This window comes from Streptomyces cavernae, assembly GCF_004023625.1.
GTDB classification, from domain to species: Bacteria; Actinomycetota; Actinomycetes; order Streptomycetales; family Streptomycetaceae; genus Streptomyces; species Streptomyces cavernae.
The window spans coordinates 272,290-285,084 of the sequence record NZ_RPDJ01000016.1 but is presented as its reverse complement, the minus strand read 5'-3'; the positions used below and the strand labels follow the sequence as shown (position 1 = coordinate 285,084).

Here is a 12,795-nt window from a genome sequence, read left to right as displayed (position 1 = left end):
CGATGTCCGGCTTCTTGGCGAACTTCGACTTCAGAAACCGCTCCGTACCCTCCGTCGGCCGGTGGTACATCCAGCTGAGCAGCCCCAACGCGAACATGTTCTTGCTGCGCTCGGCCTCCCGGCGGGACAGGTCGAACTCCTTGAGCGCCTCCACGGTCAGCGTGGTCAGCGGCACCGGGTGGAGGTTGTAGCCGTCCAGCGAGCCGTCCTCGAGCGGGTTGGTCGCGTAGCCGACCTTCTGCATCGCCCGCTTGGTGAACTCGTCCGTGTTGACGATGATCTCCGCGCCCCGCGGCAGATCTCCGACGTTCGCCTTCAGTGCCGCCGGGTTCATCGCCACCAGCACGTTCGGCGCGTCACCGGGGGTGAGGATGTCGTGGTCGGCGAAGTGCAGCTGGAACGACGACACGCCCGGCAGGGTGCCGGCGGGGGCCCGGATCTCCGCGGGGAAGTTCGGCAGGGTCGACAGGTCGTTGCCGAACGAGGCCGTCTCCGAGGTGAAGCGGTCGCCCGTGAGCTGCATACCGTCGCCCGAGTCACCCGCGAACCGGATGATGACCCGGTCCAGGCGGCGTACGTCCTTCGTACCCGCCGCTTGGCGCTGTTCTCCCACGACGGCCCCGTCGGCCTGCTCGGCTGGGCTACTGACCTGGCTGGTCACTGAACTGGACCTCCCTCGAGGCGGCTGTCTGGGAGCGGCCTGTGTCCCGTCGGCCTTCCCAGAACCAACCCTACGTCTGTAAGGGTCCCCTTCCTTCGGCCGTTCGCATGATGGACACAACTTTGAGATCGCCTGACGTCACGAATTGTCACGGTTTGCTCGCCCCTCGGCGCCACTTCTGAAGACGCTCCCCGCTCATCCTTTGGTTCTAGGTTCCACTTCCGCGCCGACGAGGTGTCGCTTCGCCGCGCAAGGTCCGGCGGGCCCATCGGGCCCGTCAAGTGCCTTGATAGCGGAAACCGCCCGAATCTGACAGAACGTCAGGCAAGTACTTCAGATGGCTTCGGCGGTTCGTGGCCTCGCGCGAAGCGGAGGACCTCAGCCAGTTCAGGGGCTTCAGGAGTTCAGGTAGGTAAGGACGGCCAGGACACGGCGGTGATCCCCGTCACTCGGCGACAGGCCCAGCTTCAGGAAGATGTTGCTGACGTGCTTCTCGACCGCGCCGTCGCTCACCACCAGTTGTCGCGCGATCGCGGAGTTGGTCCGCCCCTCCGCCATCAGCCCTAGGACCTCACGCTCCCGGGGGGTGAGGCCCGCGAGCACGTCCTGCTTACGGCTGCGGCCCAGCAGCTGGGCCACCACCTCCGGGTCCAGAGCGGTGCCGCCCGCCGCGACGCGCACCACCGCGTCCACGAACTCCCGCACCTCGGCCACCCGGTCCTTGAGCAGATAGCCCACTCCGTGACTGGAGCCCGCCAGCAATTCGGTGGCGTACTGCTCCTCCACGTACTGGGACAGGACCAGCACACCGAGGCCGGGGTGCGCCTTGCGCAGCTGTACGGCGGCCCGGACTCCTTCGTCCGTGTGGGTGGGGGGCATCCGGACGTCGGCGACGACCACGTCCGGGAGTGCGTCCGCGCTCGCGAGCTCCGTGATCGTCTTGATCAGCGCCTCGCCGTCGCCCACTCCCGCCACGACGTCGTGCCCGCGATCGGTCAGCAGCCGGGTCAGCCCCTCCCTCAGCAGCACTGAATCCTCGGCGATGACCACGCGCACCCTGTCCTCCACGACCTTCGGCCCCCCATGCCTGCTGTGTCCGTCATCCGACGTGTACAGCATTCCAGCATTTGGGACAGGGTGGGACTCGTTATCCGGGGCGTTCGATGACCGGCGGTCTTTCGATGACCGGAGGTTCTACGATGACCGGCGGTTCTGCGATGACCGGCCGTCTTTCGGTGACCGGTCGGTCACCCACCTACCCCCGCCACGGCAGCTCCGCAGTGATGCGCGTAGGCCCGGCCACGGGAGAGTCCACCACCAGAATCCCGTCCACCGCGTCGAGTCGCTCCGCCAGCCCCGCCAGCCCCGACCCCGCGGTGACCTCCACCCCGCCGACGCCGTTGTCCGAGACCTGGAGCATCAGACGGTTGTCCACCCGCCAGACGTCGACCGTCGCCCGCGTCGCCCGCGAGTGCTTGCTGATGTTCTGCAGCAGCTCGGAGACCGTGAAGTAGGCGATGCCCTCGATGGCGGGCGCCGGGCGGGACGGGAGGTCGACCTCGACCTGCACCGGCACCGTGCAGCGGGAGGCGACCGCGGAGAGGGCCGCGTCCAGACCGCGGTCGGTGAGGACCGCGGGATGGATCCCCCGCGCGAGATCACGCAACTCCTGCAGCGCCGTCTTCACCTCGCCGTGCGCCTCGTCCACCATGCGCGCCGCCGCACGAGGGTCCTCGCGCAGCTTCTCCTTCGCCAGCCCGAGGTCCATCGCCAGCGCTACCAGCCGGGCCTGCGCCCCGTCGTGCAGATCGCGTTCGATGCGCCGCAGGTCCGCCGCCGCCGTGTCGACCACGACCCCGCGGTCCGACTCCAGCTCCACCACGCGGGACGCCAGCCGCGACGGTCCCAACAGTCCCTGCACCATCAGCCGGTCCACCATCGTCAGGGCCCGCACGACCCACGGCGTGGCCAGTGTGAACAGCAGTCCCACCAGCGCGGTCACCGTGATCTCGAAGGGGTTGTCCAGGTAGATGCTGTGCGTCTTGTCGCCGTAGAGCTGGAGCCCGTCCTGGCCTCCGTACATCGGGAAGAACCAGAACCACACCGGATAGGTGAGCAGAGCCCAGCCGTACGTCCAGAAGATCAGGGCGACGGAGAACGCGAAGGTCGCCCACGGCATGTGCAGCAGGCCGTAGAGCAGGTGGCGCCAGGACGAGCCGCTCTTGAGCACCGCGCCCAGCCACCCCATCAGCCCGTGCTTGCGCACCCGCAGCGGCTCCGGATCATCGACGTGCAGGCCCAGCAGCCCGCGCGCCCGGGCCCGCTCCAGCGCACCGAAGCCGCGGCAGCCGGCCAGCGCCGCCGCGAGGACGGGGATACCGAGGAACGTGATCAACAGGCCCATGCCGAGCGAGCCCATCGTGATCGCGAACGTGAACATGATGATGCTGATCGGCAGGCTCAGCATCAGATAGCCGAACTCGCGCCAGGCGCGGGCCGTGAAGGGCGCGCGCAGCCCCGCGGGAATCCGGTGTCGCGGCTCCTCGACGTCCACCCCGTACCCCTGTTCGTACCCCATGGCCATCGGCTCGTCCGTCCTCCTCGTCCTGCGCGCCCGCCGAGCTCGGCCCGCGCGTCCCCTGTGGTACCTCCCACCCTCTTCTCCCGGGCCCCTCCGGACCATGGAGCGCGTCGGCGTCTTGGGGCGGGGGTTTTCCCCACCCCTGGCGGGGCCCGCCGAGGGCCGGAGCACAGCTGGCGGCCGGACCCCGAACGAAGAAGCGGGCCCGGCGCCTCGCACACCGGACCCGCCGTCGTACGGCACCCCGAACCCGCCGCCCCGCATGGCACGCCGAACCCGCCGTCGCGCATGGCACGCCGAACCCGTCCTCGCGCATGGCACGCCGAACCCGCCGCCCCGCATGGCACGCCGAACCCGCCGCCCCGCATGGCACGCCGAACCCGCCGCCCCGCATGGCACGCCGAACCCGCCGTCGCGCATGGCGAGCCGGTACCGGCTGCCGCACGGTGCGCCGAACCCGCCGTCGTGTGGTGCCCGCTTACCTCCGGGCAGCCTCCGCCGCCGGCCGGTCACGCCAGGGGAGTTCCGCGGTGATCGTCGTGGGGCCGCCCTCGGGGGAGTCGATGACGAACAGGCCGTCCACCGCGCCGAGGCGGTCCGCGAGACCCGCCATCCCGCTGCCGCCGTCGAGGTTCGCCCCGCCGCGGCCGTCGTCCCACACCTGGATCAGCAGCCGGTCCTGAGCCCGCCACACGTCCACCGACGCGGACCTCGCCCCACTGTGCTTGCTGATGTTCTGCAACAGCTCGGAGACCGTGAAGTACGCGATCCCCTCGATCGCCGCGGCAGGACGTACCGGCAGGTCGGCCGTCACCTTCACGGGGACCGTGCAGCGGGAGGCGACCGAGGACAGGGCGGCGTCCAGACCGCGGTCCGTGAGGACCGCCGGGTGAATGCCGCGCGCCAGGTCACGCAGCTCCTGCAGCGCCAGCTTCACCTCGCCGTGCGCCTCCTCGACCATCGCCGCCGCCGCGTCCGGGTCCTCCAGGAGCTTCTCCTTGGCCAGGCCCAGCCCCATGGCGAGATTGACGAGCCGGGCCTGCGCCCCGTCGTGCAGGTCGCGTTCGATGCGCCGCAGGTCCGCCGCCGCCGTGTCGACCACGACCCCGCGGTCCGACTCCAGCTCGGCGATCCGCCGCTCCAACTCGTCCGAGGGCGAGAGCAGCGCCCGTACCAGCGCCCGGTCCACATTGGTCAGCGCCCGCACGATGAACGGCAGCACCGGCCACGCCACGAACAGCCCGGTCAGCGTCACGGAGAAGGTCAGGGCCCCCCAGGGCAGCCGGATGAACTCGTACAGCGCCGTCCGCCAGGCCACCGGATCCGTCAGCCGTGCCCACAGCCACACGAACAGACCGCGTTCGCGCATCCGCAGCGGGCTCGGCTCGTCGACCCGCACCTCCAGCAAGGCCCGGACCCGCGCCCGCTCGAACCGGCCGAACAGCCGTGTGCCCGCCAGCCCTGCCGCCAGCAACGGGAGTCCGACCACCGTCACCGCGAGCCCCGCGCCGGTGGAGAGCACGGTCACCACGTAGACGAAGCCCGCGATGGACATCGGGAAGTTGATCAGAAGGTGCGCTATCTCCTTCCACGTCAGTGCGTCGAAGGCGAAGCGGGCGGGGGGCAGCCGTTCGACGTCTGGCTTCCCGCTCCGGAAGCCGTGCACGGTGATACGTTCGGTCATGTTCGACAGCCTGCCCGGCTGGAGCCCGCGGCGCCATGAGGTGAACCGGCCCGGCCGCCCTGGGGGAATCCCCACCTTCCGCACCGCCGAGCCGACTCCGTGGCACCCGGGCACGAGCGCACACGTGACGGGCTGCTTACCCGCTCTTTAGCAGGGCCTAGACTCCCGTGCGTACAGATCGTCGAACGCGGCGCATCACAGCGTTGCGCGAGGGCGCACACCGAGGCGCAACCAAGGGAGCGAGGACGTGCCGGAACCGACCGCCGTCGCGGAGACCGGGGCTGGGGCGGGGCCCGTCATCGCGGCGGACTACTTCCAGTCCTACTCGGTCGTCGGACTGCTCGCCGTCGTCGGCGTGCTGTTCGTGGCCGTTGCCTTCGGCGCGGGACGGCTGCTGCGGCCAGTCGTCCCCACCCCCGAGAAACTCCTGACCTACGAGTGCGGCGTCGACCCCGTCGGAGAGGGCTGGGCCCACACTCAGGTCCGCTACTACGTCTACGCCTTCCTCTACGTCATCTTCGCCGTCGACTCGATCTTCCTCTTCCCCTGGGCGACGGTCTTCGCCGCGCCGGGCTACGGTGCGACGACGCTCGTCGAGACGTTCATCTTCCTCGGCTTCCTCGCCGTGGGTCTGCTGTACGCGTACAAGAAGGGCGTCCTGGAATGGACGTGACTCCCTCGACCCCTGATCCGACCGATTCGGCCGCCACCGCGACCGCTGCCTCTCCTTCGACCGGTTCGGCTGCCGCGTCGAACAGTGCTGCCGCCGCGTCTGACAGCGCGGTCGCCGCGTCTGCCGGTGCTGCGGCCGCGTCTGCCGGTGCCGCCGCCGGGCCCGTGATGGTTCCCGAGCCGAAACGGCTGGGCGCACTCGCCCGGCTCGCCCCCGAACCCATGAAGGTCGTCCTGAACTGGGGCCGCCGCTATTCGCTCTGGGTGTTCAACTTCGGCCTCGCCTGCTGCGCGATCGAGTTCATCGCCGCGTCGATGGCCCGGCACGACTTCATCCGCCTCGGCGTGATCCCCTTCGCACCGGGACCGCGCCAGGCAGACCTGATGGTGGTGTCCGGCACGGTGACGGACAAGATGGCACCGGCCGTCAAGCGGCTGTACGAGCAGATGCCGGAGCCGAAGTACGTCATCTCGTTCGGCGCCTGCAGCAACTGCGGGGGCCCCTACTGGGACTCCTACTCCGTCACCAAGGGCGTCGACCAGATCATCCCGGTGGACGTGTACGTGCCCGGCTGCCCACCGCGGCCGGAGGCGCTGCTCCAGGGCATCCTCAAGCTCCAGGAGAAGATCGCGCGCGAGTCGCTGGGGGAGCGGTACGGCTCCTCCGGGCCTTCCCCCGCCGTTCTGCAGAGCGACCTGGTCCGGCCGCCTGCCACGGGAGACGCGAGATGACCGCCGTGGGCTGGCTGCCCGCCCCCGTGGAGGACCTCTTCGGCCCTGAGGCCACGGCCGCGGAGGCGTACGAGGTCCTGACGGTCGACGTGCCGCAAGGGTCCTGGATCCCCGCGCTCCAGGCCGCACGCGACGCCGTGGGCTGCACCTATTTCGACTGGCTCAGCGCGGTGGACGAACCGGGCACGGGCTTCCGCGTCTCGGCGCACGTCGTGGCGCTGTCTCCGGTACGCCGGCTGCTGCTGCGTACGACGGTTCCGCACACCGCTCCGTCCCTGCCCTCCGCCGTCGACGTCTACGCGGGCGCGGCCTGGCACGAACGCGAGACGCACGAAATGTTCGGCGTCGTGTTCGAAGGCCACCCGGCGCTGCAGCATCTCCTCCTCCCCGAGGGCTTCGAGGGGCACCCGCTCCGCAAGGACTTCGTACTGGCGGCACGTGTGGTGAAGGCTTGGCCGGGTGCGAAGGAGCCCGGGGAGTCGGAACACGGCGGGCCGAAGCGGCGCCAGATGCTGCCGCCGGGCGTTCCCGACCCGAACGAGTGGGGTCCTCTGAAGGGTCAGCTCCCGCCCGCCCCGGCCCGCCCGGCCCGCGGCGCCGGCCGCGCGGCGGGCGAACGCCCCGCCCGTGCCGCAGGCGAGCGCCCGGTCCGCCGCACCCGCACGGCCGCCGAGGGGTCGGTCGGCCAGACCTCCCCGGGCGCGACCGCCGGCACCGAGGGGCCCGCCACCCCGGCCGCGCCCCAGGGGACACCGCCGGAAATCCCCGCACCCACGCCGCGTCGCTCGCGCACCGCGAGCGGAGGTTCTGCTTCCCAGCGGACGGAGCGCGCGGGGAGTCCGGAGGGGACGGAGGACGCGGCGGCCGCCGGCGCGAGTGCCCCAGCCGGGCCGCCGCGCCGGACACGCAGTGCCTCGCAGGGCTCCGCCAGCCAGCGGACCACCGCGGACGAGGCCAAGAAGGATGTGCCCACCACGGACCTGGCCAAGAAGGACGAGCCCACCACGGACCAGGCCAAGAAGGACGAGCCCACCACGGACCAGGCCATGAAGGACGAGCCCACCAAGGACTCGCCCGCCGGGCCCACCGCGCGGCAGAAACCCACCACGCCTCGCAGCCCGGATGCCCCTTGGCACCACGCGCGCCCCGCCTTCGACGAACCGGAGCCCGCGCCGGAGTCCGGTCCCACGCCCGGGTCCGGTCCCGCGCCGGGGTCCGGTCCCGCGCCGGGGTCCGGTCCCGCGCCGGGGTCCGGTCCCACGCCCGGGTCCGGTCCCGCGCCGGGGTCCGGTCCCGCGCCGGGGTCCGGTCCCGCGCCGGGGTCCGGTCCCACGCCGGAGTCCGGTCCCACGCCGGAGTCCGGTCCCACGCCGGGGTCCGGTCCCGCGCCCGAAGCCGGCTCCGAGCCCACGTCCGGCTCCGAGCCCAAGTGCGAGCCAAAGTCCGAGTCCGCGTCCGCGAGCGAGTCCGAGGCCGCGCCCGAAAGCCAGACCGTGCCTGGATCCGGGGCCGCGCCGGACAACGAGCCCGCCCCTAAGTCCGAAGCCGCGCCCGACACCCCGACCGCGCCCGGGTCCGACGCCGCGCCCGACAACGAGCCCGCGCCTGGGTCCGAACCCCCGCCCGACAACGAGACGGCGCCCGAACCTGGCGCCCCGCACCGACCCGAGGAAGAGCCCGACGACACCCGAGGAGACCGGCCGTGAACGACGTGCTCGACGTCACCCTGCGACTCCTCGTCGTCTTCGTCGTCTTCCTCACCTTCCCCTTGATCATCGGCCAGACCGAACACAAGGTGATGGCCCACATGCAGGGCCGTCTCGGCCCCATGTACGCGGGCGGCTTCCACGGCTGGGCCCAGCTCGTCGCGGACGGCGTCAAGTTCGCGCAGAAGGAGGACGTCGTCCCGGCGGGCGCCGACCGGCGGATCTTCCAACTCGCCCCGGCCGTCGCGCTCCTGCCGTACCTCCTCGTCCTCCTCGCTATCCCGATCGGCCCGGGCGAAGGCGCCGTCGGCGAAGTCGTCGACGCAGGGGTCTTCTTCGTCCTCGCCGTCATGGGCGTGGGCGTCCTCGGTTCACTCATGGCGGGGTGGGCCTCCGCGAACAAGTTCTCCCTCCTCGGCGGTCTCCGCACCGCCGCGCAGCTCCTCGCGTACGAACTCCCGATGCTGCTTGCCGCCGCCTCCGTCGCGATGGCGGCCGGCACGGTCTCCCTGCCCGGCATCCTCGACGCCTTCGAGTGGTGGTGGCTGCCCTGGCAGATCGTCGGCGCGATCGTCTTCTTCGTGGCGGGCCTCGCCGAACTCCAGCGCCCCCCGTTCGACATGCCCGTCGCCGACTCGGAGATCATCTTCGGCGCGTACACCGAGTACACCGGTCTGCGCTTCGCCCTGTTCCTCCTCGCCGAGTACGCCGGCATCGTCGTCCTGTGCGGTCTGACCACGGTCCTTTTCCTGGGCGGCTGGCACGGCCCCTGGGGCGCCGACGGCCTCGGCTGGGTCTGGACCCTGCTGAAGACCGCGATCCTCGCCTTCGTCGTGATCTGGCTCCGCGTCACCTATCCCCGTCTGCGCGAGGACCAGCTCCAGAAGCTCTCCTGGACCCTCCTCGTCCCCCTCTCCCTCGCCCAGATCGCCCTCACCGGCGTCGTCAAGGTGGTGATCCAGTAACCATGTCCCGCCCGTCGCCCGACCACCGCCCCGCAACGACGCCCTCCGGGCGGCCCCGTCGGTCTGTTCCCGGTAGCGGCCTGGCCAAGGGCCTGGCCGTCACCCTCCGCACGATGACGAGGAAGTCCGTCACCGCGCAGTACCCGGACGCCCAGCCCGAGCTGCCGCCCCGCAGCCGCGGTGTCATCGGCCTGTTCGAGGAGAACTGCACGGTCTGCATGCTGTGCGCCCGCGAGTGCCCGGACTGGTGCATCTACATCGACTCCCACAAGGAGACGATCCCGGCCGCCACCCCCGGCGGACGCGAGCGCAGCCGCAACGTCCTCGACCGCTTCGCCATCGACTTCGCCCTGTGCATGTACTGCGGCATCTGCATCGAGGTCTGCCCCTTCGACGCCCTCTTCTGGTCTCCTGAGTTCGAGTACGCCGAGACCGACATCCGCGACCTCACCCACGAACGCGACAAGCTCCGCGAGTGGATGTGGACCGTCCCGGCCCCGCCCGCCCTCGACCCCGGCGCCGAGGAACCGAAGGAACTCGCCGCGGCCCGCAAGACCACGGAAAAGCTGGCCACGGCGGCCCAGCCCGAGTCCCAGCCCCCTGCCCAGTCCAAGCCCCAGCCCCCTGCCCAGCCCGAGTCCGAGCGCCCGGACCGGGCGGAGTCCCAGCGCCCCGCCCGTACCGAGTCCGAGCGCCCGGCGCGGGGTGGCGCAACCGAGCCCGGGGAGGGCGAGTCATGACCCTCTCCACAGCCATGGCCACCGCGGCCCACACCATGACCAGCACGGCGCACACCACCACCGCCGCCGCCGACACCCCCGGCTTCCTCTCCCCGACCGGCGTCGAGATCGCCTTCCTCCTCGTCGGCCTGGTCACCTTCGGCGCCGCCATCGTCACGGTCACCACCCGGCAGCTGGTGCACGCCGCCCTGTGGCTGGTGGCCACGCTCGGCGGTCTCGCCGTCGAGTACCTCCTGCTCACCGCCGAGTTCATCGCCTGGGTGCAGGTCCTCATCTACGTCGGCTCCGTCGTCGTCCTCCTCCTGTTCGGTCTGATGCTCACCAAGGCCCCCATCGGCCGCTCACCGGACGCCGACTCCGGCAACCGCTGGGCCGCCCTCACCGTGGCCGTCGCCTCCGCCGCCGCCCTGATCTGGGTCGTCGTCGACGCCTTCCGCACCACCTGGATCGACCTGGACGGCGCCGCCGCCGGCTCCACCGAGGTCACCGGCAAGGCGCTCTTCCAGAACTGGGTCCTCCCCTTCGAGGCACTCTCCGTCCTCCTCCTCGCCGCCCTGGTCGGCGCGATCGTCCTCTCCCGCAAGGCGAAGGCGGACGCGGCGGCCACCTCCGCGAGCCGCCCCGGCGGCCGGAGCGAGAAGGAAGGCGCACGCTGATGCACCTCGCCTATCCCGCAGTGCTCTCCGCGCTCCTGTTCTGCACCGGTCTGTACGGGGTCCTCGCCCGCCGCAACGCGATCCTGGTGCTGATGTCCGTCGAGCTGATGCTCAACGCCGTCAACCTCAACCTCGTCGCCTTCGACGTCTGGCTCAGCAAGGCCGCCGAGGAGACCCTGCACTCCGGCCAGGCCCTGACCCTGTTCACCATCGCCATCGCCGCCGCCGAGATCGGCATCGGCCTGGCGATCGTCCTCGCCGTCTACCGCAACCGCGGCACCTCGGCCATCGACCGCCTCCGCGACACCGCCGAGCCGCACGGCCCCGATAACGACGGCCCCGAGGGCACCGACGGCTCCGAAGACACCGTCACGGCCGACGAGAAGGCCGAGGCCACCGCGTGACCACCACCACCCTCGCCGTCCTCGTCCCCCTCCTGCCCTTCCTGGGCGCCGCGGCCGGCCTGCTCCTGGGCCGCGCAGCTCCCGGTTTCGTCCGCCCGCTCGCCGTAGTACCGACCCTCACGGCCCTGGTCCTCGCCGTGCTGGTCGCCGTACGCCAGGGCGGAGACGGGGCCGTGGACGCCGCCACCGAGCTCACGCCCACCGGCTCGGTCCCCGTCGAACTGGCCCTGCACATCGACGGCTTCGCCGCCCTCGTCGCCGTCCTCGTCGGCTTCGTCGCCTCCTGCGTGCAGATCTATTCGACGGGCTACCTGCGCGACGACCCGCGCTACCCCTCGTACGCCGCTCTGGTCTCCCTCTTCACCTCCGCGATGCTGCTCGTCGTCTACTCAGGCGACCTGATGGTGCTGCTGGTCGGCTGGGAGATCATGGGCATCTGCTCGTACTTCCTCGTCGGCCACTACTGGGAGACCCCGGAGGCCCGCGCCGCCTCCCTCAAGGCCTTCCTCGTCACCAAACTCGGCGATGTCCCCTTCCTGATCGGTCTGTTCGCACTCGCCACCGACGCCGGGTCCTTCCGCATCACCCGGGTCCTCGGCGCCGTCGCCACCGGCGCGATCGACCACCCGACACTGATCGCCCTGCTGCTCCTCGCCGGAGTGGCGGGCAAGTCGGCACAGTTCCCGCTGCACACCTGGCTTCCCGACGCGATGGCCGGCCCCACGCCCGTCTCCGCGCTGATCCACGCCGCGACGATGGTCGCCGCCGGTGTCTACTTCATCGCCCGGCTCCTTCCGCTCTTCGAAGCCTCCGCGGCCGCGCTGGTCGTGCTCGCCGTCATGGCCGCGGTCACCATGGCCGGTTCGGGACTCGCCGCGCTCGCCCAGGACGACATCAAGCGCGTCCTCGCGTACTCGACGATCGGTCAGCTCGGCTACATGACCGGCGCCCTGGCCGTCGGCGACCGCGGGGCCGCCGTCTTCCACCTCCTCGCACACGGCGCCTTCAAGGCGCTGCTCTTCCTCGCGGCGGGCGTGATCATCCACGCCGCCGGCACCAACTCCCTCGCCGCGATGTCCCGGATGAAGGACCTCCGCAACCGCGTCCCGGACGCCTACTGGACGATGACCGTGGCGCTGCTCGCACTCGCCGCGATCCCGCCGTTCAGCGGCTTCTTCTCCAAGGAGGCCGTCCTGGCCACCGCCGAGCACGCCGCCACCGGCCACGCCGAGCGCATCCCCGTCGCCGCGGGCTGGATCGTCCTGATCGCGGGCATGGCCACCGCCCTGCTCACCGCCGCGTACGCGACGCGCCTGTGGCTGCTGGCCTTCCGGGGCCACGGAGCCGAGGCCCCCGACCACGGAAAGCAGCCGCTGACCATGACGGTCGTCCTGTGGGTGCTCGCCGTCCCCTCGCTCGCCTTCGGTCTGACCGCGGGGCTGCTGCCCGACTGGTTCGACGGCCGCGAGCTGACACCGACCCTCACCACGTCCGTCCTCGGCACCGGGCTCGCCGTCGTCGGCGGAATCGTCACCTACGGAACCTGGCGGCACACCACCGCGCTCGCGGCCCGCGCACCGCTGGGTGCGGTCGCGGCCCACCCCGAGGCGGACGCGGCGCAGGTCGAGGCCGAAGCCATCGCCAGCCACGCGCCCGCGTACGGAGATGTGGCCTACGCGCCCGACCCGGCGGACCCGAGCCGGCTGCTGCTCGGCCCGTTGCACCGCCCCGCGGCCGTCGGCTTCCACCTGGACGCCGTGTACAGGGCCCTCTTCATCCGCCCGGTCCAGGCCGGAGCCGCCCTCGTGCGGTTCCTAGACCGTGAGGTCGTCGAGACCTATGTACGCGGCGCGGGCGCCCTGCCCCGGCTCCTCGGCGCCGCCGTACGGCGCGCCCAGACCGGCAATGTGCAGACCTATGTGAGCGCGCTGCTCGCCGGCACCGTCGTCCTCGCGGTCGCCGTCCTCCTCGTCGCCACGGGAGCGTGAGCAGAC

At 71.5% G+C, this 12,795-nt stretch carries 12 protein-coding genes; 8 read left to right on the top strand and 4 right to left on the bottom strand.

Features of this window, described 5'->3' with window-relative positions:
• From EF387_RS27420 to EF387_RS27405, 4 genes are all read right to left on the bottom strand, one after another.
• The coding region (locus EF387_RS27420) for a 2-oxoacid:acceptor oxidoreductase family protein (RefSeq protein ID WP_202918380.1) at window positions 1-661 on the bottom strand (661 nt) is incomplete at its 3' end.
• Between the two features lie 396 nt (window positions 662-1,057).
• Entirely contained in the window at window positions 1,058-1,729 is a 672-nt protein-coding gene (locus EF387_RS27415) for a response regulator transcription factor (RefSeq protein ID WP_128379259.1), read from the bottom strand.
• 187 nt (window positions 1,730-1,916) lie between these two features.
• Window positions 1,917-3,245: a sensor histidine kinase gene (locus tag EF387_RS27410; protein WP_128379258.1), complete on the bottom strand. Its 1,329-nt coding sequence runs from the start codon at window positions 3,243-3,245 to the stop codon at window positions 1,917-1,919.
• A 475-nt stretch (window positions 3,246-3,720) separates the two neighbouring features.
• The gene (locus EF387_RS27405; RefSeq protein WP_128379257.1) at window positions 3,721-4,926 is read right to left on the bottom strand and encodes a sensor histidine kinase; all 1,206 of its coding nucleotides are present in this window, start codon (window positions 4,924-4,926) and stop codon (window positions 3,721-3,723) included.
• 247 nt (window positions 4,927-5,173) lie between these two features.
• Here EF387_RS27405 and EF387_RS27400 point away from each other — a divergent pair, with 247 nt between their 5' ends.
• The 8 genes from EF387_RS27400 to EF387_RS27365 all read left to right on the top strand — a co-directional run bounded on the left by EF387_RS27400 (window position 5,174) and on the right by EF387_RS27365 (window position 12,789).
• Window positions 5,174-5,599, top strand: coding sequence for an NADH-quinone oxidoreductase subunit A (locus tag EF387_RS27400; RefSeq protein ID WP_128379256.1), 426 nt, complete (start codon window positions 5,174-5,176; stop codon window positions 5,597-5,599).
• 167 nt (window positions 5,600-5,766) lie between these two features.
• Complete coding sequence (locus tag EF387_RS27395) at window positions 5,767-6,330, top strand: NADH-quinone oxidoreductase subunit B (protein WP_128379255.1); 564 nt, start codon at window positions 5,767-5,769, stop codon at window positions 6,328-6,330.
• Complete coding sequence (locus tag EF387_RS27390) at window positions 6,327-8,036, top strand: NADH-quinone oxidoreductase subunit C (protein ID WP_128379254.1); 1,710 nt, start codon at window positions 6,327-6,329, stop codon at window positions 8,034-8,036. The genes EF387_RS27395 and EF387_RS27390 overlap by 4 nt, the downstream gene beginning before the upstream one ends.
• The gene (locus tag EF387_RS27385) at window positions 8,033-9,001 is read left to right on the top strand and encodes a complex I subunit 1/NuoH family protein (RefSeq protein ID WP_128379253.1); all 969 of its coding nucleotides are present in this window, start codon (window positions 8,033-8,035) and stop codon (window positions 8,999-9,001) included. Before EF387_RS27390 ends, EF387_RS27385 begins: the two co-directional genes overlap by 4 nt.
• Before the next feature lie 113 nt (window positions 9,002-9,114).
• Window positions 9,115-9,741, top strand: coding sequence for a 4Fe-4S binding protein (locus EF387_RS27380; RefSeq protein ID WP_128379252.1), 627 nt, complete (start codon window positions 9,115-9,117; stop codon window positions 9,739-9,741).
• On the top strand, window positions 9,738-10,397 hold the full coding sequence (locus EF387_RS27375) for an NADH-quinone oxidoreductase subunit J family protein (protein ID WP_128379251.1): 660 nt from the start codon (window positions 9,738-9,740) through the stop codon (window positions 10,395-10,397). Before EF387_RS27380 ends, EF387_RS27375 begins: the two co-directional genes overlap by 4 nt.
• The gene (nuoK, locus tag EF387_RS27370; RefSeq protein ID WP_128379250.1) at window positions 10,397-10,801 is read left to right on the top strand and encodes an NADH-quinone oxidoreductase subunit NuoK; all 405 of its coding nucleotides are present in this window, start codon (window positions 10,397-10,399) and stop codon (window positions 10,799-10,801) included. The genes EF387_RS27375 and nuoK overlap by 1 nt, the downstream gene beginning before the upstream one ends.
• Window positions 10,798-12,789, top strand: a complete 1,992-nt coding sequence (locus tag EF387_RS27365) for an NADH-quinone oxidoreductase subunit 5 family protein (protein WP_128379249.1) — start codon at window positions 10,798-10,800, stop codon at window positions 12,787-12,789. The genes nuoK and EF387_RS27365 overlap by 4 nt, the downstream gene beginning before the upstream one ends.
• Window positions 12,790-12,795: the final 6 nt, after the last annotated feature.

Excerpts from the sequence above, each read along its gene's own strand:
- EF387_RS27410 (WP_128379258.1), bottom strand. The coding sequence starts at position 3,245 with ATGGCCATGGGGTACGAACAGGGGTACGGGGTGGACGTCGAGGAGCCG.
- EF387_RS27405 (WP_128379257.1), bottom strand. The coding sequence starts at position 4,926 with ATGACCGAACGTATCACCGTGCACGGCTTCCGGAGCGGGAAGCCAGAC.
- EF387_RS27390 (WP_128379254.1), top strand. The coding sequence starts at position 6,327 with ATGACCGCCGTGGGCTGGCTGCCCGCCCCCGTGGAGGACCTCTTCGGC.
- EF387_RS27375 (WP_128379251.1), top strand. The coding sequence starts at position 9,738 with ATGACCCTCTCCACAGCCATGGCCACCGCGGCCCACACCATGACCAGC.
- EF387_RS27380 (WP_128379252.1), top strand. The coding sequence starts at position 9,115 with ATGACGAGGAAGTCCGTCACCGCGCAGTACCCGGACGCCCAGCCCGAG.
- nuoK (WP_128379250.1), top strand. The coding sequence starts at position 10,397 with ATGCACCTCGCCTATCCCGCAGTGCTCTCCGCGCTCCTGTTCTGCACC.
- EF387_RS27395 (WP_128379255.1), top strand. The coding sequence starts at position 5,767 with ATGGTTCCCGAGCCGAAACGGCTGGGCGCACTCGCCCGGCTCGCCCCC.